Below are 22839 nucleotides of genomic sequence, written 5' to 3'. Positions count from 1 at the left end.
CCCACGCGATCCGCCGCAGTTTTTGCGTTAGAATGAACGTACACCGTTTGCTGTGGCATTGGATTGAGGGCGTAGGGGAAGACGATCCTCAAACACAGGAGGCCACAATGCGAGGGTCCTATACCCGCGGTGTACTTTTCGTACACTCAACGCCGCCCGCTCTATGTCCGCACATCGAGTGGGCTGTCGGTGCTGCCTTGGGAAGCGAAGTTCACCTTCAGTGGACCCCCCAAGAGGCGGCCCCGGGAATGCTCCGCTGCGAATACTCCTGGGTGGGAAGTGCCGGTACGGGAGCTCGTTTGGCCTCGGCACTACGCGGCTGGGAGCACCTGCGCTACGAGGTCACCGAAGAAGCCAGCCCCTCTTGCGATGCAGGACGCTGGTCGCATACTCCGTCATTGGGAATTTTCCATGCGCAGATGGACAGCGTTGGTAATGTCGTCGTTCCCGAAGACCGCGTGCGTGCAGCGATCGAAAAGGCAAGTTCTTATGAAGAACTGCGTGAAGGCCTCGATCTGGCTTTGGGCCAGGCTTGGGATGATGAGCTGGAGCCCTTCCGTCATGCAGGAGCAGGAGCGCCCGTTCGCTGGCTCAACCGCGTAGGCTAATGATCTATGGGTACTATCGGTGACCTTTTAGGCGATGCGCTGGGACAGGCATTAGCCTCGAACTCTGAAGCTGCACCCGTTGAGGCAATTGAAGGTGCACGTGAGCAGGCGGCAGAGGAACGCGCTAACCATGTGCGTCAGGTTGTACGGGATGCGCTTGTTTCAAACGCTTCAGTAGTTCCAGAGAATATCGATGATGCATGTTTATTGAGCGCGCTTGATCTGGACACCTTATCTCTGTATGCCGCTGTTTCAGCCGTCGAGCATGAACTGGCTATCAGTATCCCGGATGCCGTGGTATCCCAATGGGTGACCATTGGAGATATTGCGAGCAGTGTCGGTGAGCTGGTGAGGTAGTCTCAAACTTCTGACCTAGAATGGTGTTATTGTCTGCGACCACACCAACTCAAGGAGAAAAACAGGTGGCACGAATCGAAGAGGATCTGCTGGGTACGCGAGAAGTTCCTGATGATGCATACTGGGGAATCCACACGCTTCGCGCCCTTGAGAACTATCAAATCAGTGGACGGACAATTAACCAAGTTCCTGAGATGATCCGCGCAATCGTCCAGGTAAAAAAGGCCTGTGCTCTGGCAAATCGCGAACTTCACGTGATCAGCGCTAAGACCGCAGAGGCTATTGTTGCGGCTTGTGACGATATTTTGACTAATGGAACCTGCATGGATCAATTTCCGATTGATCAATTCCAAGGTGGCGCGGGTACTAGCGTCAATATGAATGCCAATGAGGTCATCGCGAATCGCGCACTGGAGATGCTAGGGCTTCGCCGCGGTGATTATGACGTGATCAACCCCAATGACCACGTGAATCATTCCCAGTCGACGAACGATGCCTACCCGACTGCGTTCCGCTTGGCACTTCACGGAAAGATCGAGAGGCTTCGCAGGGCTGTGGAGGATCTTGCCGATGCTTTCGCAACGAAGGGCGATGAATTCCGTGATGTGCTGACCATGGGGCGTACTCAGCTGCAGGATGCGGTGCCGATGACGCTTGGACAGGAAATGTCGGCCTTTGCAGTTACGCTTCGTGAGGAAGATCCGCGTCTTGAAGTGAATGCAGAGCTTCTCCTTGAGACAAACTTGGGTGCAACGGCGATCGGTACGGGGCTAAATACCCCTACTGGTTACCAGGACGTGGTTGTCCGTCACCTGCGCCGTATTACCGGCTCTCGAGTTAAGGCTGCGACCCACTTGGTTGAGGCAACTTCCGACACCGGAGCATATGTGTCCATGCATGCAGCGATTAAGCGCACAGCCGTGAAACTGTCGAAGATCTGTAATGATCTTCGTTTGCTTGCTTCGGGGCCACGCGCCGGTTTGAATGAAATTAATCTTCCTGAGATGGCTGCAGGTTCGTCGATCATGCCTGCAAAGGTGAATCCGATTATTCCCGAGGTCGTCAACCAAGTGTGCTTTAAGGTCATCGGAAATGACCAAACTGTGACAATGGCTGCTGAAGCTGGCCAGCTTCAGTTGAATGTCATGGAGCCTGTTATTGCGCAAGCAACCTTCGAATCCATCGATCTTCTTGTGAATGCGTGCGACACTCTTCGTGAGCGCTGCGTCAATGGAATCACGGCAAATGCTGAGGTTTGCCGATCCTACGTTGAGAATTCTATTGGTATTGTTACGTACTTCAATGATGTGATCGGGCACCACCTCGGCGATGTTGTTGGTAAGCGCGCTGCTGCAGAGGGGAAGACCGTCCGCGAAGTGATTGCAGAGATGGGATTGCTTTCGGATGAAGAGGTCGAGGCGATTCTTTCGCCGGAAAACCTTGCGAACCCTCATTACCGAGGCGCACAGGTCGATTGATCTTCTTGTTTGGTTTGGGGCGGGGGGATATTCTCTCTCGTCCCAAACCAGGTGGGCTCCCAAATTGGTGGTTATTTCAGGATAAAAGAATCGCCGATTTGGCTAAATCCTGATTGTCTGCTTCAACGCGGATAAATGCTTGGTTTACCTCTGTCACCACATGCGATATCCCTGCAGCAGCGAATGCTATCTGATCGGCTAGATTGTTCATTTCACCAATCAATGAATCGAGTATTTCCTGGCTGCTGCCAGCAGCTGGGATTGAAGAGAGTCGTGTTTTTGTCGCACTTTCTCCGGCGTCATCAGCTTTTTTCGCCGCTTGCGCCACCTGCTCTGGACGCCAATCGATATCCTGAGACACCTTACCTCCTAGAGGTTGAAGTAATTCGCGAGCTCGCACCAGAGCATCGTTTGATAGTAGCCCTCGAGCCCAACTCGTGCCGGATCTGAACGTTGTTTACGAACCATGCAGGGCGGAGCGAGGTAGCTGGATGGCACACGTGAGGTTGCGATCTTGTAGCTTGCCGAAGGCATTGATAGCGCTGCGATGCTGGAAATTGGCTCATAGCGGCTGGCAACGCGCTTCCATCGAGTCCACGCCGAATATTCCCAGTTATCTTCCTCAATTTCCTGGTGAAACCTTGGATTCATATATCGAGTTGTCCGATCTACGAGCAGTCCTTTGGCTTCTTCGATATCACCTCTACTAAGTGCGTCAACTGCCTGCGACTGAATGTATCTTGGAGCGTCGAAATCGTTCTCACGAGTGAAGATCGGTGAGTTTGCCAGTAAAACGTGGGGGGTTTCTTCTGTATCGATCAGATAGATATGACTTTCTTCTCCGACGGAGCGTAAAACTGTTGTCGAAACCGGGGCCTGAAAAATACAGAGTTGACGTATTACGTTGGGTGTGTAATGAGGTGAGAGTGAATAAATAGTGATCGGATGAGTGCTCTTCTGGATAGGGGCAAACAGATTCACCGCGTCCTCGGTCAGGCAGCCTGCAGAAAAAACGGATTCAACGTGCTGTCCAGCCGCTTCTTCAGCTTCTAACCATACTTTTTCGCCATTTCCTGATGTGAGAGCCGCAGCGCGAAACGCTTCTGTGAGGCAAGTCGGAATTGAAATTGTGGGGCGACCTTTAGTATTCATGAAATCACCTGCAAAGTCTCGAGCATCCGGGGAAGTTGATCAGCGATTGAATTAATTGAAGTCGTTGTTGCGGTTGCTGTCGCATAGAGGCGGACAGTTCTGTTACTAACTGTCTGAGTCCAGGTCCACTGGATCGCTGTGTAGGAGAGTCCTTCGTCAACGTAAAGGCCAGTAGTCATTAGTGTGTCATCACTTGGGATCGAAAACCCTGTCTGTTCGATAGTCATCCAGCCGGGAATAATTCCATCGAGGGGTATCGGGCTTTCCCCCATTAAATCGATGGTCACGATGAAATTCGGTCGGAAGCCTGTCGTTTTTTCCGGAATTCCGACTGCAACAAAGAGAGCATCATCTAACGGGGAGCGGGGGTGCGTGGAGGTCGCGTTAACTATTGGTGGAATCTGTGGAGTGAGTATCGCCTTCGGATTCGGGAGAGATAACGCCCTCCATGTGTCGGGGAGTTCCATTGTCGCGGTTAAAGACATTGAGATATCTCCAAATGTGAATGTCAAATTATTGACCTGGTTCGGTGTAGGAGCGATGATTTGGCGATTTTCGTCGAGAAATCCTTGGCGCTTGTGCCACTGCCACTGCGCGTCTATGCAGCGAGGGACTGGGAGCGGAAGGAAATAGAGGACAGCAATGAGAAGAAAGAGAAGCCCGAAGATAGCAATGATAAAAACGAGTGAGCGCGGTGCGCCGGCTGTTTCTAGAAGTATGCCTGTGCCGCTGGAAATTGCTGCTAACGTCCATGCGAGGCGGCGTATGCTCGCTCCTCGTTTTGAATAGAAATCACTGGACATATCTCTCCAGAAAACAGCGATTTGTGCATCGCTGTATGTTTCTGAACACCAGATAAATAATCCGATGAGAAAGAGAATTAATCCTGGGATAACTACACCAAGTTCGCTGCTCATCGCTACTGTGCTCTCGACCGATGCTTATATGTTGAAATTTTGGTATTACTTGCCTTTGTTGTGACCGTAAATCTTATCTGTTTCTAACGCATGGCGGTTCTGTTCTTCTGCTTCCTGGAAGGCTTGATTGACCGCTGTTGTTGCTTGGGAGACTCCAGCGCATGCAAGTGTGAGCCCCGCGATAAGACCGTTAATTTCTTGAATAAGTTCGTCGAGGGCTTCTTGGTGTTGAGTACCGGTAGAAATTGAGGCGAGCTTGCTATTTGAGAAGATCTCACCTGCAGCATCGCACTTTTTTGCGCACTCGGTTACCTGCTCCGGGTTCCATTCGATAAAGTCATACATTTAACGGCTCCTAGCGTTTAAGCGTGTGTGGCGTGAAGTTAAAGTAGGCCGCCAGTAAGCACCAGAGCAGTGTTTCGTAGCAGGGCTCTAGGGGAGCGTACTGTCTATTTACTGCCTTTGATGGTAACGAGGTAGTAGAGGATAGATAGCTCTCAGGAACTATAGGTGTTTCAAAGCGATAACTTGACGCTGGCGTGGAGAGTGCAGTAACGCTTGAAGTAGGCGCATAGGTCGTGGCTGTTCGCCTCCATCGTGTCCACGCTGTGTATTCCCACAGCCCGTTTTGTATATATGACGCGAAATTGCGGTACTTATCTTGAGCGGTGGAATCGACAAGGAGCCTTTGTACTTGCTCGAAATTTGCGTGGCTCATTGCGCGAATTGCTTCATCAAAAATATAGTTCGGGGCGTCATTGTCCCCTTCTCTGGTGTGTAAAGGGCTATTTGCTAGGACCACGTGAGGAACTTCCTCGGTATCAATGAGATATACGTGAGTTGTGTCGCCAACGCTACGAAGGACTGTTGAGTGGTCCTTTGCTTGGAATACGCATAACTTGCGTGTGGCATCGGGTGTATATGCGGGGGAGCACGAATAGAGGGTAATTGGTCCGGTGCATGCGGTAATTGGCGCGAGTAGCGCCTGCGCAGTGGGCGTTAGGGAGCTACCTGTCGATACTTCCGATAAGTGGCGCCCGGCGCGTGTTTCCACATGTTGCCATTCTTCAAAACCATTACGGGGGTTGATGGCCACACTGATGAAAGAGGGAGCGAAGGTTGTGGGGATGACGATCGCGGGGCGATTGGGATTTGGTGTGTTGGTGTTCATTGTGTGATTTCTAGGCTACTGATCATGTCTGGTAGGTCGTCGGCGATGTGGTTGATGTTGGTTGTTGTAGAGGTCAGTGTGGCATAGACACGGATATTATGTTCTGCAATTCTTTGTGTCCATGTCCATTGGATAGCGGTGTAGGACTGATGGTCATCTATGTAGATTCCGCTTGACATGGTTGCGTCTGGACTGTGGATGGGGAATGGTATTTCCTCGATCGTTAGCCATCCTGGGATTGCGTCTTCCAGGGGAATGGGGTTTTGGTCGGTTGGATCCATTGTGATGATGAAGTTAGGCCGGAACCCTGTGGTTCTTTCGGGGGTGCTGACAGCGATGAAGAGTGAGTTTTTGAGGTTGTTGAGTGTCGTCAATGTATGGGGGAGATGAGGGATAAGGGGGGAATTGGGGTTATTGAGATCGAGTGCTCTCCATGTCTCGGGTAGTTCCATACTGGTTTTGATAGTCATGGTTTGCTGTCCAATGGGGTACGTCTGCGTGTTGGTCTGATGTGGTGTTGATGTGATAATTTTGCCGTTTTCGTCGATGAAACCGTGGCGTTTATGCCACTGCCATTGTTGGTCTACTAGGTGTGGAATAGGAATCGGCAATAAATAGACGATGCTGAGTATGAGGAAGAAAGGAATACTTCCAGCAATAACCGATTGGATGTGCTGTGGCAGAGCGATCTTTATAGAAAACAGCAAGAGAGAACCTGAGATCATGCAAAGCATCCACAACGGAATGGCAATTTCGTTGACGCGCCGTGGCGCAATCGTCTTGCCGTATGCCCGCCAAAACTGAGCCAATGGGGTGTCCGTATATGTCTCCACGTACCAGACGTACAGTCCCAAACAGCCAAAAGGAAGACCTAAAGCAGTAAAAAGAATGCTTGAATCCATAATTTTCCCTAAGAGGACAGTGCGTAACTGTTGAAAAGTGTTGCGCTACCGTTGCCGATGTTGCCTCCTAGCCACCCGCCTAGAAGACCACCGACTATACTTCCTGCAACAATTCCGAGAGGACCTAGCGAGGCTCCGACTGCCGCCCCAACTTTTGCGCCTAGCACTGCGCCGCCCCAGCCGCCACCAGCACTTAATGCACCTTTGATGCCGGCACGTGCGATTTTTGTCCCTTCGCCCATTTCGGGATGGTGGTAGGTATCGGATTGGTAGGACTCGTAAGCAGTAATTCCGCCGCCAAGGATCGCGATTGCACCACCTCCAATCTTGCCCCCTTTTTCGATAAGAGTGACAGACTTTGGGAGTGTACTAGTCGTCGTTGCTACTTCTGCTGTTCCTGTAGCTCCAGAGCGGGGTAGGGGCTCAAGTGGAGTTTCGATGGTGATTTTTGCGTGTCTACCACGTTGCGGCTTCCAATTCTCAAATTCTCCGCGCGCAAGAAAACGTCCTAATTTTGACGCGTTTTTAAACTGCTCACCGGGTGAGAAGGAAGCGTGTTCAGCGTACAAATAGATGCCATGTACAGTCTTTGCGCCATCGGAGAGTAACCCGTGAAGATACTTTGGCATGTTGAAGGCTGCGTTATGTCCCCTAGGGGGAATGAACTTATCTTTAAAACGTTCAACCAGATCCAAGAGTAATTGTTCAACAAAGCTTGTGTCGATTTTGGCAAGGTCAGTACTAAATTCGTAGTTTGCTCGCTCCATTGCAGTTTTTGCCCATGAGCATCGCTGAGCTAAAGAATCGAACAAAGACTGTAGGGATGCGCGTTGGGAATCCTCTAGATGAATAAACGCGCTTTCTCCGCAGGTACTGACGGCTAGAGATGCCTTTTGTGCGTCAGCAGTTATCGATCGGAAGTCGTCGCGGATTTTTCTCATATTCCACGCGTAGGTAGATAGTGTACTCCGCAAACTCTTAACGAGTGTTGCGATGTCTAATGCCGAGTTTTCGATACGACTTAAATCTCCTCGCGCCAGTGGAACGCACGCTGCTGCCTGACCATCCATGATACGTCTAGCGGCATAAGCGTCGTTCGCTGCGTTGGTAAGGTTATCAATCAAAGTTTGGAATAGGGTGTCGGCAGCAAACATTGCATCAACATTTGTTGTGAAATCCCATGAGATTGTTTCAATCCCGTTGTAGCTTGATTGGGGAGTTCCGATACAGTGCTGCTGAAGGGGGGTAAGCACTGCAGATTCAGGTAACACGCCACTTGCCTCCATATCGCCACTGACACGGTGCATCGATGCCTACACAACAGACACTACGCCAGAGGCTGAAAGAGCGCAAGCAGTTTCGACTTTCAGACTCCTGCTTTTAATCTGTGTTGTATTGATAGCAGAACGAAAAGTGGGTGGTGAGGTTTCGAGAACCTCACCACCCACTGAGCTTTGCCTGCACTTGTCGTTACGCAGGCTGAGAAGTGTTTACTCTTCGCCGGTGTGATCCGCTCCGGAAATCGCGTAGTTGAACAGCTGATAGCGGTCGATCGCCTGCTGAACAACCGAAGGATCAATCTGACCACGGTCAGCCAGTGCCTTCAGAACGCGAACCGTCATCGACTCGGCATCGATGTGGAACCAACGGCGAGCCGCGCGACGAGTATCAGAGAAGCCAAAGCCATCAGCACCCAAGACGTAGTAGTCACCGGGCACCCACTGACGAATCTGGTCGGGCAGAAGGCGGTCAAAGTCAGAAGACGCCACGAAGGGGCCTTCAGTTCCCTGCAGCTGGCTGGAAACAAAGGGTGTGCGCTGAGGCTCGTTCGGGTGGAGGAAGTTGAACTCTTCCACGTCCAGGGCCTCGCGACGGAGCTCGGTCCACGAGGTGACCGACCAAACTGCCGCGTCGACACCCCAATCACGTGCAAGCAGCTCTCGTGCCTCGCGTGCCCACGGCACGCCGACACCGGATGCGAGCAGCTGAGCCTTCGGGCCTCCGAAGTTCGCATGATCGTCGACTTTGTAGATGCCCTTAATAAGCCCGTTGACATCAAGGTTTTCGGGCTCTGCTGGCTGGTGAATGGGCTCGTTGTACACCGTCAGGTAGTACATGACATTCGGATCGCGTCCACCTGCATCGCCGTACATACGTTCAAGGCCGTCGGCCATGATGTACCGCAATTCGTAGGCATAAGCGGGATCGTATGTGACAAAGGCGCGGTTAGTGGATGCCAGAACGGGGGAGTTGCCATCCATGTGCTGCAGGCCTTCACCGGTGAGGGTTGTACGCCCAGCGGTTGCACCGATAACAAAGCCCTTCGAGAGTTGATCGCCAGCAGCCCAGAACTGATCGCCCGTGCGTTGGAAGCCGAACATCGAATAGAAGATGTAGAAGGGAACCATCGGCAGGTTGTGAGTGGCGTAGGCGGTGCCGACCACCTGGAATGCTGCCGCACTACCGGCCTCGGTAATACCGGTGTGCAGAACCTGACCTTGCTCGGACTCGCGGTAGGACAGCATCATATCTGCGTCAACCGGAGTGTAGGCCTGACCCGTCGTGTTGAAGATCTTCGCCGAGGGGAAGATGGCATCCAGACCGAAGGTGCGTGCCTCGTCGGGGATGATCGGAACGAAGTACTTGCCGACGTTCTTGTCCTTGATGAGGTCCTTGATCAGGCGCACCAAAGCCATAGTGGTGGCAACTTCGAGCTTGCCGGATCCCTTAGAAAGAGCCTCGAAAGGCTTCGAGGGAAGCTCAGGGAGCTTCGGCTGGTGATCGCGGCGCTCGGGAACCCAACCGCCCAGCTTCTCACGCAGTTCCTTCATGTACAGCAGAGCCGGGTGATCTGCCGGCGGCATGTAGTAGGGAGGCATGTAGGGATCGCGTTCCAGCTCTTCATCGGTGATGGGAAGCTGCAGGCGATCGCGCAGAAGCTTCGCGTCTTCCACGGTGAGCTTCTTCATCTGGTGCGTCGAGTTACGACCAGCGAAGTGACTACCCAACGCATAGCCCTTAATGGTGTGAGCCAAGATAACGGTCGGTTGACCGGTGTGCTCGGTTGCAGCCTTGTAGGCGGCGTACACCTTTCGGTAGTCGTGGCCGCCGCGCTGCAACGCCCAGATCTGATCGTCGGTCCAGTTTTGAACCATTGCCTTGGTCCGCGGATCGCGGCCAAAGAAGTGCTCACGAATGTATGCACCATCATTTGCACCGAAGGTCTGGTAGTCACCATCCAGAGTTTCGTTCATCAAGTGAATAAGCGCGTCATCCTTATCTGAGGCCAAGAGCTGGTCCCAACCACGACCCCAGATGACCTTAATAACGTTCCAACCCGCACCCTTGAAGAAGGCTTCGAGTTCCTGGATGATCTTGCCATTGCCGCGAACAGGGCCATCAAGGCGCTGCAGGTTGCAGTTCACGACGAAAGTCAGGTTGTCCAGGCCCTGCTGCGCGGCAAGCTGAAGCATGCCACGCGATTCAGGCTCGTCCATTTCGCCATCGCCCAAGAAGGCCCATGTGCGCTGCAATGAGGTGTCTTTAATGCCACGCAGGTGCAGGTACTTATCAAACCAGGCTTGGTAGATCGCCTCTGCTGGCCCGAGGCCAAGGGAGACGGTCGGGAACTCCCAGAAGTGGGGGAGTTGGCGAGGGTGGGGGTAAGAGGGGAGTCCGTGAGGAGTGGAAACCTGTTGACGGAATCCGTCCATCTCTTCTTCGGAGAGACGCCCTTCAATGAAAGCGCGTGCGTAAGGTCCGGGAGAGGCATGGCCTTGGAAGAATACGTGGTCACCGCCGCCCGGGTGATCCTTACCGCGGAAGAAGTGGTTGAGGCCAACCTCGTAGAGCGTTGAAACCGAGGCGTAGGAGGAGATGTGTCCACCGACCTTGACACCCGGACGCTGAGCCCTGGTGACCTGGACCGCTGCGTTCCAGCGGATCCAACGGCGGTACTGGCGTTCCATGGCCTCGTCACCGGGGAAGTAAGGTTCTTGATCGACAGGAATCGTGTTGACGTAGGGGGTCGTGTATTCCTGAGGAAGTTGGATTCCCTTACGGCGTGCCTCATCGAGCATGTGCAGCAAGATGTAGCGTGCACGTGGGCCGCCCTTTTCTTCGATCAGGCCACTCAGTGACTCGACCCATTCTGAGGTTTCTGCGGGGTCATTGTCGGGTACCTGGCTGAGTAACCCGTTGACGACGGGGTGGTTCTCGCTCACTGGATCTCGAACTCCTCTGATTAACTTAGCGGAAGCGCCTGGTGGGGCACGCCCTCGTGCTTACAGGTCTATTTTGGTACCTGCGAGTGGAAAATGCGAGTGAAAATGGGACTTCTGGCCCATGATTCACGCCTCATTTGTCAAGGCCAAAGATGGTGCTTTGCTGAGAAAATCACAGGAATCGAGAGAAATAAAAAATAATTGCGCTGTGTGCATTACGATTGAAGCCGTGAAAAGCGATGTAACACTGTCTGTGTCGTGGCTCGAAGGGGAACTCCAGTGAGTGTCAAGCTAGGGTTCACGAAGGGTCAGATTATTCAAGAGTTCTACGTTGACGATGATGCGGATCAAGCGCTGCGCCAACTTGCTGAAGAAGAGAGCGGTCATCAGCTTGTCGATCCCGACTACGAAGATGTCGTCGATGGAGCGATCGTATGGTGGCGCGCGGATGATGCCGAAGAGGAAGATCTGGCGGACCTGTTGGTTGATGCCATGTCAAACCTTGACGATGGAGGACTGATCTGGGTCTTGATTCCCAAGCCTGGACGCCCCGGAACTGTCCCGGTTTCTGATGTTGAAGAAGCTGCTCACACTGCCGGTCTCCACGCGACTTCAGCGAGTGCGCTGGCTCCTGAATGGGCCGGAATCCGTCTCACCGCACGTTCAAGAAAGCACTGAGTTTTCGCGCGATTTCGTCTTGCGTGACCGCATTATGCTCACTCTTTTGCAGTGTGCGCAATGCATCTCACAGCGTCTGATTCCAAGTAATTGCTGCTTGTACTCTATGCTGTACTGGTGCGTTCATTAAAGAACGTGCTTTGGGCCTTTAGCTCAGTTGGCTAGAGCATCTGGTTTACACCCAGAAGGTCATCGGTTCGAGCCCGGTAGGGCCCACAGAATTGGGGTCGGAAGCTTTAAGCTTCCGACCCCAATCTTTTTGCAGACTTACGCGGTGTCTACTCAGCGTTATCCGACTGCGAACCCTCGGCCTCGTGAGATTCTTCTTGGGCTGCCTGAACAATCTCTTCGACGACGTCTTCTCCGGCGACAAGCTTGCCGGAAACTCCGCTACCCAGCTGCTCCATCGCTAGACGTGCAACCAATTGCTGGTTTGTGGTCGTGCGCTGAGAACGAGCGCCGGAAAGGAAACTGAAGAACCAGTTCACCAGCGTTCCCACCTGCGACTTAAAGCCAACAATGTAGAGCAGGTGGAGGAAACACCATGAAATCCATGCCATGAAACCAGTCAGTTCCATCTTGCCCATCTGCACGACAGCCTTAAAGCGGGCAATGGTCGCCATGGATCCCTTGTCGAAGTATGAGAATTCACTTCGCTTGGGGGAGCGCTTGTCGAGGCGAGCTAGAACCGTATCTGCAGCGAAACGCGCCGACTGGATTGCTCCCTGTGCCACTCCGGGGACACCTGGGAAGGCCATCATGTCACCCAGGACAAAGATTTCAGGGTGGCCGGGAAGAGTCAGATCCTTATTGACCAGGACGCGGCCTGCTCGATCAACCTCAGCACCCGTGGCCTTTGCGATCTGTGCTCCAAGGGGGCTGGCTGAAACGCCTGCTGCCCATACCTTGCAGACACATTCGATGGTTTCTTCTTCACCTGATTTGTACTTCAGGGTCACACCTTCAGCGTCAACATTGGTGACAAAAGCATCCATTTTGAGCTCAACGCCGAGCTTTTCCAGTTCTTCCCAGGTCTTATGGCCAAGTTTTTCGCCGAAAGGCGGCAGCGGGTAGGAGGCGCCATCAACCAAAATGACTCGTGCCTGAGTTGGATCGATCCGCCGGAATTCACCCTTGAGTGTCTTAGAGGCCAGCTCTCGGATCTGTCCTGCCATCTCCACGCCGGTCGGGCCGGCGCCCACGACGACGAAGGTTAGGAGCTTCTCGACCGCAGCCGGGTCGGTCTCGATCTCGGCCAGCTCGAAGGCGCCGAAAATACGCGCACGTAGCTCGAGGGCGTCGTCGATCGTCTTCATGCCCGGCGCGAAGACCGCGAAGTGATCGTTGCCGAAGTAGGACTGGCCGGCGCCCGCGGCCACGATCAGCGTGTCGTATTCGGTCTGCTCGTGCTTGTTGTGGTTACGCCACTTGACAATTCGGTTCTCGACGTCAATATCTTCGACGAGTGCCTGGAAGACCTCGACGTTCTTTTGCTTGCGTAAAATTTCACGCGTCGTTGGCGCGATATCGCCCTCAGAAAGAATTCCAGTAGCAACCTGATAGAGGAGCGGCTGGAAAAGATGGTGTGATGTACGGGCAAGAATGGTGATGTCTGCATTTGCATGCTTGAGGCGACGTGCGGCAGTCAATCCTGCAAAGCCGGAACCAATGATGACAATACGATGACGAGGCATATACCTTCCTTAATTAGATAAGGGAAAGCTTACTAAAATCCCTATCCCCATCAAAGGTATACGCATGTGTTTTCACTCATCTCCGAATAGAGGATGAGTAGCTTATTGGGTTGACGTGGTTGAAGACCGAACGATAAGCGTGGGTTCTTGATCGGAAACTGTACGGGGGTTTTCACCCTGTAGCTGTTCTAGAAGGAGTTGTGCACCTGCAAACCCAAGTGTTGCAGGATTTCGAGATATTGCAGTAACAGCGGGAGAGAACATTCCTAACATAGGGGAGTCTTCGCAGGAGCAAACCTTAATATCCTTACCGGTTTTCAGCCCCGCATGAGCAATTGCCTGTAAGCCGCCCAAGGTCAAGATTTCGTTAGCGAAGATGATCCCGTCGGGGAGGTTGCTTTTAGCTAATAGTGCTCGTGTTGCATGAAGCGCCGAGGCCTCAGAAAACTCGTTATTCGCCGCGATAGTGATTGAGATTGCGTTCTCCTGACCAAAATTGTGCAGGGTGGTAATGCGCTGCTGGATGTGTGTGAAGGATGAAGAGCCGCAGACGAATGCAATGTGTCGGCATCCCTGCTCGGCCAAGTGAAGTGCAAGAAGGCGCACCATTTGTTCGTCGTCACCAATAACCGCGCCGCATTCATCAAACTTTTGCCCGATAACGACGGTTGGAAGCCCGTATTCATTGAGCTTTGATGGACGGGGATCATCGTCGCGAGGGTCAACCACGATTGTTCCGTCGACGCGTCCTTGAGCCCACCAGTTTTCATATGCCTTAAGTTCTTCTTCCATTGAGTGGGAAAGGTGGAGGAGGAGATCAATGCCGCTGTTGTCTAAGGCATCTTGGACACCGGTAATGAATTCGAAGAAGAAACGTTCTGAAGAATTATTGACACGTGGACGTTGCAAGACCAAGCCAATTGCGTTGGAACGTGAGGAAGAAAGTGCACGTGCTGTTGCATTTGGGCGCCATCCCATCTTGGCTGCGATATCGATTATTCTTGCTCGCGTGGTAGGCGAAACGCCGGGACGATCGTTGAGGGCGAATGATACGGCTGCGCGGGAAACGCCTGCTTCTCGCGCAATATCACGGATTGTTGGACGCGCCATTGCGATACCTTCTCTGGTCGTAATCGGATTGTTACAAGTTTACCTCGTACTAAACCGGATTAGTTGCTATTCTAAACGCAGTGCCTCGAAGTAGAAGCACTGCAGAAGACGGAGACGTGATGCACGATAATCAAGAAATCCTCATGCAGCGTGTGACACGCACATTGAAGGAACGAATCCTTCCGCGCGAGTACACGAAGATTTCTTCACTGCATGTCACTCAGTGGCGCCAGCCCTTAGAAGATGGTGTCATCTCGGAGCCAGTTCGTTTTGCGCAGGCCATGAAAGCCGACTTCACTCCTTTTGAGTTGGGACAGACATGGGGCGGAGCATGGCAGACAACGTGGTTCAAGCTCCATGGTCAAGTTCCCAACGACGTGGAACTTTTGCAAGGTCAGCGTCTTGAGCTTCGCATTGATCTGGGATTCGAGGAACACTCGGTAGGTTTCCATGCTGAAGCACTGGTCAGGGACCTGTCAGGGAAGACTATCAAGGCCCTGAACCCTCGAAGCCGGTGGCTTCCTGTCGCGCAAAAGGCCGGAAGTAACATCGACTACGTCATTGAGGCAGCGGCAAACCCCTTGCTTTTGGGCATTCCTCCCTTCCAGCCCACTCATGATGGCGATAAGCTCACTGCTTCGCACCAGGAGCTGTACCACTTCCGCCAAGCAGACCTTGTCGTCGTAAACGAAGATGTCTACGGACTGGCACTGGATATTCAAGTTCTGCACGAGATGATCGAGGCAGCGCCTCACTTTGGTGATCATGAATGGGATGTCCTGCTGGGACTCAATCGTGCGCTCGATTGCCTCGATCTTGACGATGTGGTTGGAACTGCCGGCGCAGCACGTCAACTTCTGAAGCCTTTCATGGAGGCTGCTGCTTACCCCGGAGCACACCGAATCAGCGCTGTTGGCCATGCACATATTGACTCTGCATGGCTGTGGCCACTGCGCGAAACGCGTCGCAAGGTCAACAGGACTCTTGCCAACGTCGTCCGTCTTATCGAGGACGGTTCTTCCTTGATCTTCGCCCTTCCTGCTGCCCAGCATGTCGCCTGGCTGAAGGAAGACGATCCTGAACTTTTCGAGCGCGTACGTGAGCTCGTCGCAAAGGGCCGAATCGTTCCCGTAGGCGGAATGTGGGTCGAACCGGATGCTGTCCTTCCCGGCGGCGAGGCAATGTGCCGCCAGCTGGTTGAGGGCTTGGACTTCTTCGAAAATGAACTTGGCGCCTCGTGCCAAGAAATCTGGCTTCCTGACTCTTTTGGCTACTCTGCCGCGCTTCCTCAAATTGCTCGAGAAGCCGGAATCGAACGCTTCCTGACGCAAAAGATTTCATGGAACCAGGTCAATACCTTCCCGCACCACACCCTGTTGTGGGAAGGCATTGATGGATCGCGAATCTTTACGCACTTCCCGCCGATGGACACCTACGGTGCGGAAGTCACCGGCCAAAACCTCACTCACGCCGTCGAGAACTTCAAGGACAAGGGACATGCAAGTGTTTCCCTGATGCCCTTCGGCTACGGTGACGGCGGTGGCGGTCCCACCCGTGAAATGCTTGAGCGCATTGACCGCTTCCGTTCACTACGCGGCGCCCCTGAAGTTGTCATGGAAACTCCCAAGCAGTTCTTTGATCGGGCTTTGGAAGATGCTGACCAGATCCCGGTGTGGGTTGGTGAGCTCTATCTTGAGCTGCACCGCGGCACTTTCACCTCACAGATCGATGCGAAGCAAGGGAACCGCCGCGGCGAGTCAATCCTGCGCGAGACTGAACTGTGGTGTTCTTACGCTGCGATTCAAGGCTTGATGGATTACCCCTATGAGGAGCTTCGTTCTTACTGGCGCACCCTTTTGCTCTGCCAGTTCCACGACATCCTGCCCGGAACATCGATCGCTTGGGTTTACCGCGAAGTCCGTGAGCTTCACAAGCAGATTCGCGAAGGTTGTGAAGCGCTCATTCAGAAGGCGCTCACGGTTCTTACTGCGTCAAGCAAGGACGGCCAAAGCGGGGAATTGCTTGCTAATGCGTCCTCCTTCCCGCTTCGTGGAACTGCACCTCTGTCGGTTGCTGCGCCTGCGGAAGAAAAGGACTCCCAGGGAGTTCACCTGCTCCAGGTTGACGATGGCTACGAAATTACGAACGCCTTCTTTAAGGCGCGTGTTTCTGCAAGTGGCGAACTCACCTCTCTGCGAGAAATTGAATCTGATCGTGAATGGATTCCTGCCGGTCAAAAGGCCGGAGAGTTCCATATTCATCAGGACTTCCCGAATATGTGGGACGCCTGGGATTTGGATCCCTTCTACCGCAATTCACTACGTGTTGTCACCGATCGTTCGGTGTCCAATGTCGTCGTCGAACACGATCGGGTAGAGATTCATTCCACCGCGCGTATTGATTCTTCCAGCATGGAGCTGGTCTGGATTTTCACCTCGGGAAGCAAAGCAATTGACCTCCATGTTGAGGCCGATTGGCACGAGCATGAAAAGCTTCTCAAGCTTTCGATCCCGGTTGAATTACACACCGATCACGCCCAGTACGAAACGCAGATGGGGTACATTACCCGTCCAACCCATGAGAATACCTCGTGGGATGCCTACCGCTTTGAGGTTTCTGCTCACCGCTGGATCCGCTTGGAAAATGCCTCGCGTTCGTGGGCGATCGCAAACGATGCCACCTATGGGTGGGATGTCACGCGTCACCAAAATGACAGGCGAGGTACCTGGTCGCAGGTGCGCGCAACCTTGGTGAAGTCGGCCCGATTCCCCGATCCCGATCAGGATCAGGGACAGCACCAGTGGAACTTTAGGATCGTTCCCGATGCCTCGGTTCTCGAGGCAGTCGCTGCCGGTCAGCAGATTAACCTGGGTGAGCGAGAGGTCAGCGGCGCTCCCGTCGAAGCTCCTTTTAGTGTTAGTGGTGCGGTCGTTGAGTCAGTTGCTTTGGCTCCTGACCGCAGTGGTGACCTTGTGATCCGCCTGTACGAGGCTGAAGGTGGGCCCTCACGCGTCACATTCCGTGCCCCTAAAGCTGGCTCTGTCACAGCTTGCGATCTGCGTTACCGTCCGAGCGATAGCGAACCCGAGCTCCGCGGCGGCCAAGGGAAGTGGACCTTCGATCTGTCTGCCTTCCAGATCACTACGCTGCGGGTTTCCTTCGCGAAGTGAATAGGTGAGTCGTCATGAAGTTCGGTGTGAACTACACTCCGCGGCAGGGATGGTTCCATTCATGGTTGGATTTTGACTCCGAGGCCGTGCGGGATGATTTCCACGCGATCCGCGCTATCGGTGCCGACCACGTGAGGATTTTCCCGATCTGGCCGCTCCTTCAACCCAATCGCACTCTCATTCGCTCAAAGGCAATTGACGATGTTGCAACCGTGGTTGAAATTGCGGGGGAGTGCGGTCTTCAGGTGACTGTGGATGTCCTTCAAGGACACCTCTCATCTTTTGACTTCCTACCTTCGTGGGTCACCTCGTGGCATCGACGCAATCTCTTTACTGACCCGGATGTCGTTCAAGCAGAACGCAATCTGATCAGCGAGATGGCACAGGCGCTGCGTGGCATCCCCGCTGCTAGTGGCTTGTCGATTGGCAATGAGTTCTTCCAATTTGCCGCATCGCGTCATCCTTTCCCTCACAAAGTCACTGAGGAAGAAGCGGGACGCTGGTTGGAGCAAATGCTCGGTACTGCCCGTGAAGAGTGGCCCGAAGGCGTTCGCACCCACAGTCATGATGACGATCTATGGTTTGAAAACGACCAGCCTTTTTCTCCCCAAATGGCCACGTCATTGGGAGATCTCACCACTGTCCATTCATGGATTTTTGGTCGGGTTGGTCCGCGTCTTGGTGCTCGTGCCCCGCAGCTCGTGTGGTTTGCCCGTTACCTGTGCGAACTCGCAGCTGCGTGGGCCGAGGACCCCTCGCGTGGCGTATGGCTTCAAGAAATCGGTGCACCTGAGAACTACGTGGATCCAGAAGAGGCTCCTCAGTTCCTCACAGACACCGTAGAAATTCTCATGGGAGAACGAGGTGGCGGAGTATCTCCCGGCCTCGAAGGAGTCACCTGGTGGTGCTCCCACGATGTCTCCCGTGACCTCTCAGATTTCCCGGCACTCGAGCATTCCTTGGGACTGTTGGGACAGGATGGCAATCCAAAACCCATTGGAGAGGCCTTCCATCGTGCTGCTCAGCGTTGGGCGGATGCGCGAGCTCTTGGTGAGCAACGTTCGTCCCTCCCCCTGACTGCACAGGAGTGGACGCGCGTCGACACCGACGCTCGGCACGAATATTTCGATCGCTGGATGGAACTCGCATTAGCGGGCGATGTCCGTCGAATCGAATTGAATCGTTCTTGTTATCGTTCTTCGGGCGAGAGCAAGGACGAGGAAAAGAATATTTTCCTCTCAACGTGGGATTCCTAATTCCACAGCGTTCAACGAAAAAACCTTCGAAGGAGAAGACCATGCGTAAGACGCGCACTATCGTGACTGGTGTCGCACTTGCTGCGGCGTTTAGCCTCGCCGCTTGCACCGGCGGATCCGGTGCAAGCTCCACCTCTAGTGCTTCTAGCTCAGCAGGCGGCACTACTGAGATTTCCTTCCAGACTTGGTCACTAAAGAACGATCGTTTCACCCCCTACTTCGAGCAGTTGGTGAAGGACTTCGAGGCTGAGAACCCCGACATCAAGGTCAAGTGGATTGATCAGCCCGGCGACGGCTACGAGGACAAGATCCTCCAGCAAGCTAACTCCGGTGAACTTCCCGATGTTCTGAACCTGCCCCCGGGCTTCGCATACAAGCTTGCGGATACCGGACTTCTTGTCGATCTTGACAAGGTTGAAGGAGCGAAGGTCTCCGAGTATGTCGATAGTGCTGCAAAGGCCTACCAGTTCCCCAATATCGAGGGGCACTATGGATACCCCTGGTACCTGGGTACCGATCTGAACTGGTACAACGTTGGCAAGATGAAAGAAGTAGGTGTCGATACCTCTAAGCTTCCGACCACCCTCGACGAACTCTTTTCGATGGCCTCGAATGTTGCTAAGGCCAGCAACGGCGAGGTCAAGATGATCTCCTCCGTTCCCGACATTGGTACCTTCTCTGCTGCTGGTATTGATATCTACAAGGACGGAAAGTTCGTCTTCAACACCGATGAAGCTGCCAAGATTATCGACCAGTTCCAGAAGGCCTACAAGGATGGCGCAATGCCTGCCGAGGCCCTGAACGCTGACTACCAGGGCAATGCGGCGCTTTACAAGCAGGGGAAGAGCACCTGGACCACCGGTTCAGCTGGCTTTGCATCCGCGCTTAAGGCAGATGCTCCTTCTCTGATCGATCAGACCGAGGTTACCCCGCGCATCGGCCACGCACCGGTGTTCATCCAGGGTATCTCGGTTGCGAAGAACTCTAAGAACCAGGCCGCTGCCGTGAAGTTTGCACAGTACGTGACCAATACGAAGAACCAGGTTGAGTTCGTTAAGATCGCTCAGGGCTTCTTCCCCGGAACCAAGGCCGGTAACGAGAAGCCCGAGGCTTTCACCTCTGTTGTCTCTCTTGACCTGCAGAAGAAGGCCACTGAGCTGGCCGCAAAGGAACTGCCCAACACCGTTGAGCAGTCTCCGCTGCAGTTCACCGACGAGATGGGTACCTACGTCAAGCAGCAGCTTGCTCTTGCTGTGAAGGGTGAAATCTCCTCTAAGGACGCCCTTGATAAGGCAGTCAAGTACTGCAACGATAACCTGGCAAAGTGATTCTCTGATCACTTGGTGGTGTTGGGAGCTAGCTTCTCCCAACACCACCGTCCCCGCCGCTCTTGTTATCAGTGGCGGCTCTGTGTACCGACTTTCTTTGGGATAAGGAGGAACAACACATGAAATCCCACTCAAAGCTAACTCCCTATCTCCTGCTTGCGCCGGCGGTCATTTGGGTCTTGGTATTTTCCATCTGGCCTTTCTTGAACACCGTTGTTCTTGCATTTACTGATGCGCGCCCGCTCAAGCCTGCCAAGTTTATTGGACTGACGAATTTTGTCACTCTCTTCAGTGACGAGCGCTTTGGCTACGCTCTGACGACCTCACTGGTTTACGTTCTGGTCTGTGTCCCCCTACTGACTTTCCTTCCTCTTCTGCTCGCACTACTGGTTGAGAAAAAAGTCCCCGGAATTTCTATTTTCCGGACGAGCTATTACTTCCCGGTCATCGCCTCGGTCGTGGTGGTCGGTATTATCTGGTCCTGGCTATTTGACTCGAAGGGTCTTATTAACCAATCGCTGCAATTCGTCGGTATGACGGACCACTCGATTAACTTCCTCGTTGATCGCTGGCTCATTCTTCTGTCGTCAACGTCGCTGACAGTGTGGAAGGGCCTCGGCTACTACATGGTCGTGTATCTTGCGGCTCTTGCCGGCGTAAATAAGGAACTACACGAGGCTGCCGCACTGGATGGTGCGGGCGCGTGGCGTCGTTTCTGGACCGTAACCGTCCCTGCCGTCAAGCCAGCAATGTTGCTAATCTCAGCGCTCATTACGGTCTCGGCAATGCGAATCTTCTCTGAGATTTACGTGCTGACCAATGGATCTGGTGGGCCAGGCGGTCAAGCTCAGTCAATTGTGATGTTGATTCAAGCAACCGGAAAGGGACTCCGCGGAAATCTTGGCTATGCTTCCGCGCTGTCGGTAGCTCTCTTCTTCCTGACTATTGGTCCTCTCTTGCTGGTTGCGTGGATTAATCAGGGACCTGAAATCCGTGCTGCTCTTCGCCTGCGGAAGAAGTCCAAGGAAGCACAGAAGGCGCATGAATTGCGGCTTAAAGACCAGACGTCTCTGAAGGAGACGGATGCCCACGTTGAGCGCGAGGAACTTGCCGAAGTAGGCGTATCAAACACGGAAGGGATCAGGGAATGAGTACCGCAACCGTGAATACTCGAAGTGAAACCCCCAGACGTGAGCTTCCGTGGAGGCGACGTGGAGAAGCGGGTTTTGACAAGCCAACGCTTCCCGGTTTCATCGGTCGTTATCTGCTGCTACTTTTCTGTTTCGTTATCACAGTTGGCCCCTTCCTTTGGGAACTCTCGACCTCCCTCAAAGGGCCTGGGGATGATATTTATGCGTTCCCACCCAGCCTGATCCCGAGTAACCCAACACTGGATAATTACTCAGAAGTTTTACGAACAGTTCCTGTCATTAGCTACGCCTGGCACTCGCTGCTTGTTGGTATTGGAACAGTGCTGACAAATGTTGTTTTCTCGACCTTTGCTGGTTATGCCTTTGCGCAGATGAAGTTCAGGGGCAAGGGGCTGTTCATGGCAATCATGCTGTCAACCCTGCTGCTTCCCGGTGAAGTGACGCTGACTTCTCAGTACCTCACTATCAAGTCTTTGGGTGCTGCGAACAGCCTCGTCGGGGTGTTCCTTCCAGGTGCAATTTCAGCGATGAATGTGCTGTTGATGTACACCGCAGCACGCGCCATCCCAAATTCGATTCTGGATGCAGCAGCAATTGACGGCGCAACCACATACCAGCGTCTACGCCACATCGTGTGGCCAAATGTCAAAGGTATGGCATCGGTTGTGGCGCTTATGTCCTTTATCGGTGCGTGGGATGACTTCCTGTGGCCGTTGGTTGTTTTGAACGAGCCTGAGAAGTACACCTTGACGGTTGGTATGCAGTATCTTCAGTCATCATTTGGTACAGACCAACGCGTCGTTGCGGCTGGAACGATGATTGCTTTGATCCCCTTGATCGTTCTCTTTGCCTTTGCACAGAAGTACTTCTTCAAGGGCGTTGAGGCAGGCGGCGTCAAGGGCTGAGTATCGGGCAGTGATCGCTTTATGGGCTCTTCAGAGTTGAGTGTGGGTGGAGGCGTCTAGGCTTCCTGCGATGAGGAGTATTCGGAGTTGGTGGTTGGTAGGGTTGCGGTAGCCTCTGGTGGTGCGTCTGCCTAGTTCGATAATGTCCGTTGATGGCTTCTGTTGGCCTGTTGCTGGCTCCGCCTGTGTCGAGGTAGGCTAAGAAGGCGTCCTTCCACTTGCGTGGGGTCCGGCCTAGGCGGGTGATTTCGGGGATGGGACACATTGGTAGTCTCTCGATGAGGTGCGTGGCCAGGCGTTGGGCTTGGACGGGTGTGGCTTGGTGGAAGACGTCTCGGACTTGCTGGGCGCAGTGGTAGGCGACTTCGACACCGATGTGCGCCTCGTCGGCAATGAAGGCTGCATGGAGTCGTTCCCGTTGACGCTTGGTGAGCCGATCACGCGAGGCGCGCAGGAGAAGCCGGATTTGGTAGAGGCGATCCCCCCCCTGCGTCCGCGGTGACCGGTCGTGTCTTGCTGGACGCGGCGGCGTACCTCACCTGGGTCGTCCCCCGGCGAGTGTGACGATGTGACAGGCGCCTGGCACGCTGGTTGCGTCCTTGGAGCAGGCCAAGCGATGGCGTTCTTGCTGTCCCTGGAAGGGGATCTAGCGTCGCGATTCGCACCCCCGCACGGAAGTCTTTTCCGCGCTCGGCCAGCCAGTTCTTGTACACGGTGCCAGACCTTCCCGGCACCAGGT

At 53.7% G+C, this 22839-nt stretch carries 19 protein-coding genes and 1 tRNA gene; 10 read left to right on the top strand and 10 right to left on the bottom strand.

The genetic code is table 11. The annotated features are described in order from the left end of the window. Nucleotides 1-107 precede the first annotated feature (107 nt). The 3 genes from QZR18_RS03235 to aspA all read left to right on the top strand — a co-directional run bounded on the left by QZR18_RS03235 (nt 108) and on the right by aspA (nt 2443). A complete protein-coding gene (locus tag QZR18_RS03235) occupies nt 108-608 on the top strand; it encodes a DUF3145 domain-containing protein (RefSeq protein WP_009748084.1) in 501 nt (166 codons plus the stop codon). Nucleotides 609-614: 6 nt separating this feature from the next. Then, nucleotides 615-965: an acyl carrier protein gene (locus QZR18_RS03230; RefSeq protein ID WP_178706283.1), complete on the top strand. Its 351-nt coding sequence runs from the start codon at nt 615-617 to the stop codon at nt 963-965. Between the two features lie 65 nt (nt 966-1030). After that, nucleotides 1031-2443, top strand: a complete 1413-nt coding sequence (aspA, locus tag QZR18_RS03225; RefSeq protein ID WP_178706286.1) for an aspartate ammonia-lyase — start codon at nt 1031-1033, stop codon at nt 2441-2443. 76 nt (nt 2444-2519) lie between these two features. Here aspA and QZR18_RS03220 read toward each other — a convergent pair whose 3' ends face one another. The 7 genes from QZR18_RS03220 to aceE form a co-directional block, all read right to left on the bottom strand. Continuing rightward, nucleotides 2520-2804 carry a hypothetical protein gene (locus QZR18_RS03220; RefSeq protein ID WP_178706289.1) on the bottom strand — a complete coding sequence of 95 codons (285 nt, stop codon included), beginning with the start codon at nt 2802-2804 and terminating at the stop codon, nt 2520-2522. An 8-nt stretch (nt 2805-2812) separates the two neighbouring features. Beyond that, nucleotides 2813-3595: a hypothetical protein gene (locus QZR18_RS03215; RefSeq protein ID WP_178706292.1), complete on the bottom strand. Its 783-nt coding sequence runs from the start codon at nt 3593-3595 to the stop codon at nt 2813-2815. Further along, the gene (locus QZR18_RS03210; protein WP_178706295.1) at nt 3592-4512 is read right to left on the bottom strand and encodes a hypothetical protein; all 921 of its coding nucleotides are present in this window, start codon (nt 4510-4512) and stop codon (nt 3592-3594) included. The genes QZR18_RS03215 and QZR18_RS03210 overlap by 4 nt, the downstream gene beginning before the upstream one ends. Before the next feature lie 45 nt (nt 4513-4557). Next, a complete protein-coding gene (locus tag QZR18_RS03205) occupies nt 4558-4857 on the bottom strand; it encodes a hypothetical protein (protein WP_295910331.1) in 300 nt (99 codons plus the stop codon). Between the two features lie 822 nt (nt 4858-5679). After that, nucleotides 5680-6585 carry a hypothetical protein gene (locus tag QZR18_RS03200; RefSeq protein ID WP_178707319.1) on the bottom strand — a complete coding sequence of 302 codons (906 nt, stop codon included), beginning with the start codon at nt 6583-6585 and terminating at the stop codon, nt 5680-5682. Nucleotides 6586-6593: 8 nt separating this feature from the next. Then, complete coding sequence (locus QZR18_RS03195; protein WP_178707321.1) at nt 6594-7856, bottom strand: hypothetical protein; 1263 nt, start codon at nt 7854-7856, stop codon at nt 6594-6596. Nucleotides 7857-8075: 219 nt separating this feature from the next. Then, nucleotides 8076-10808 (bottom strand): pyruvate dehydrogenase (acetyl-transferring), homodimeric type, encoded by a 2733-nt coding sequence (gene aceE / locus QZR18_RS03190; protein WP_178707323.1) that lies wholly within the window; start codon nt 10806-10808, stop codon nt 8076-8078. 279 nt (nt 10809-11087) lie between these two features. Here aceE and QZR18_RS03185 point away from each other — a divergent pair, with 279 nt between their 5' ends. Both QZR18_RS03185 and QZR18_RS03180 read left to right on the top strand, forming a co-directional pair. Further along, nucleotides 11088-11486, top strand: coding sequence for a DUF3052 domain-containing protein (locus QZR18_RS03185; RefSeq protein ID WP_178707325.1), 399 nt, complete (start codon nt 11088-11090; stop codon nt 11484-11486). Nucleotides 11487-11628: 142 nt separating this feature from the next. Next, nucleotides 11629-11702 (top strand) — tRNA-Val (locus tag QZR18_RS03180). Nucleotides 11703-11764: 62 nt separating this feature from the next. On the opposite strand, the gene QZR18_RS03175 is transcribed toward QZR18_RS03180, so the two are convergent. Both QZR18_RS03175 and QZR18_RS03170 read right to left on the bottom strand, forming a co-directional pair. Continuing rightward, the gene (locus QZR18_RS03175) at nt 11765-13180 is read right to left on the bottom strand and encodes an NAD(P)/FAD-dependent oxidoreductase (RefSeq protein WP_178707327.1); all 1416 of its coding nucleotides are present in this window, start codon (nt 13178-13180) and stop codon (nt 11765-11767) included. A 102-nt stretch (nt 13181-13282) separates the two neighbouring features. Then, nucleotides 13283-14290, bottom strand: coding sequence for a LacI family DNA-binding transcriptional regulator (locus tag QZR18_RS03170; RefSeq protein ID WP_178707328.1), 1008 nt, complete (start codon nt 14288-14290; stop codon nt 13283-13285). Between the two features lie 119 nt (nt 14291-14409). Here QZR18_RS03170 and QZR18_RS03165 point away from each other — a divergent pair, with 119 nt between their 5' ends. From QZR18_RS03165 to QZR18_RS03145, 5 genes are all read left to right on the top strand, one after another. Beyond that, the gene (locus QZR18_RS03165) at nt 14410-17460 is read left to right on the top strand and encodes an alpha-mannosidase (RefSeq protein ID WP_178707331.1); all 3051 of its coding nucleotides are present in this window, start codon (nt 14410-14412) and stop codon (nt 17458-17460) included. 14 nt (nt 17461-17474) lie between these two features. After that, on the top strand, nt 17475-18716 hold the full coding sequence (locus tag QZR18_RS03160) for a hypothetical protein (protein WP_178707333.1): 1242 nt from the start codon (nt 17475-17477) through the stop codon (nt 18714-18716). Nucleotides 18717-18757: 41 nt separating this feature from the next. Next, nucleotides 18758-20044 carry an extracellular solute-binding protein gene (locus QZR18_RS03155; protein WP_178707335.1) on the top strand — a complete coding sequence of 429 codons (1287 nt, stop codon included), beginning with the start codon at nt 18758-18760 and terminating at the stop codon, nt 20042-20044. A 119-nt stretch (nt 20045-20163) separates the two neighbouring features. After that, a complete protein-coding gene (locus QZR18_RS03150) occupies nt 20164-21195 on the top strand; it encodes a carbohydrate ABC transporter permease (RefSeq protein ID WP_178707337.1) in 1032 nt (343 codons plus the stop codon). Next, the gene (locus QZR18_RS03145) at nt 21192-22100 is read left to right on the top strand and encodes a carbohydrate ABC transporter permease (RefSeq protein ID WP_178707339.1); all 909 of its coding nucleotides are present in this window, start codon (nt 21192-21194) and stop codon (nt 22098-22100) included. Before QZR18_RS03150 ends, QZR18_RS03145 begins: the two co-directional genes overlap by 4 nt. Nucleotides 22101-22119: 19 nt before the next feature. On the opposite strand, the gene QZR18_RS03140 is transcribed toward QZR18_RS03145, so the two are convergent. Beyond that, nucleotides 22120-22554: a transposase gene (locus tag QZR18_RS03140; protein WP_295910349.1), complete on the bottom strand. Its 435-nt coding sequence runs from the start codon at nt 22552-22554 to the stop codon at nt 22120-22122. Nucleotides 22555-22839: the final 285 nt, after the last annotated feature.

The organism is uncultured Actinomyces sp., assembly GCA_900541895.1.
In the GTDB taxonomy this organism is placed as follows: Bacteria; Actinomycetota; Actinomycetes; order Actinomycetales; family Actinomycetaceae; genus Pauljensenia.
The sequence above is the reverse complement of the archived record's forward strand: the minus strand, read 5'-3'. Positions and strand labels throughout refer to the sequence as shown.

Coding starts and splice junctions, on each gene's coding strand:
- QZR18_RS03165 (WP_178707331.1), top strand. CDS start 14,410: ATGCACGATAATCAAGAAATCCTCATGCAGCGTGTGACACGCACATTG.
- QZR18_RS03200 (WP_178707319.1), bottom strand. CDS start 6,585: ATGGATTCAAGCATTCTTTTTACTGCTTTAGGTCTTCCTTTTGGCTGT.
- QZR18_RS03205 (WP_295910331.1), bottom strand. CDS start 4,857: ATGTATGACTTTATCGAATGGAACCCGGAGCAGGTAACCGAGTGCGCA.
- QZR18_RS03175 (WP_178707327.1), bottom strand. CDS start 13,180: ATGCCTCGTCATCGTATTGTCATCATTGGTTCCGGCTTTGCAGGATTG.
- QZR18_RS03150 (WP_178707337.1), top strand. CDS start 20,164: ATGAAATCCCACTCAAAGCTAACTCCCTATCTCCTGCTTGCGCCGGCG.
- QZR18_RS03235 (WP_009748084.1), top strand. CDS start 108: ATGCGAGGGTCCTATACCCGCGGTGTACTTTTCGTACACTCAACGCCG.
- QZR18_RS03155 (WP_178707335.1), top strand. CDS start 18,758: ATGCGTAAGACGCGCACTATCGTGACTGGTGTCGCACTTGCTGCGGCG.
- QZR18_RS03170 (WP_178707328.1), bottom strand. CDS start 14,290: ATGGCGCGTCCAACAATCCGTGATATTGCGCGAGAAGCAGGCGTTTCC.
- QZR18_RS03230 (WP_178706283.1), top strand. CDS start 615: ATGGGTACTATCGGTGACCTTTTAGGCGATGCGCTGGGACAGGCATTA.
- QZR18_RS03210 (WP_178706295.1), bottom strand. CDS start 4,512: ATGAGCAGCGAACTTGGTGTAGTTATCCCAGGATTAATTCTCTTTCTC.
- QZR18_RS03215 (WP_178706292.1), bottom strand. CDS start 3,595: ATGAATACTAAAGGTCGCCCCACAATTTCAATTCCGACTTGCCTCACA.
- QZR18_RS03145 (WP_178707339.1), top strand. CDS start 21,192: ATGAGTACCGCAACCGTGAATACTCGAAGTGAAACCCCCAGACGTGAG.
- QZR18_RS03160 (WP_178707333.1), top strand. CDS start 17,475: ATGAAGTTCGGTGTGAACTACACTCCGCGGCAGGGATGGTTCCATTCA.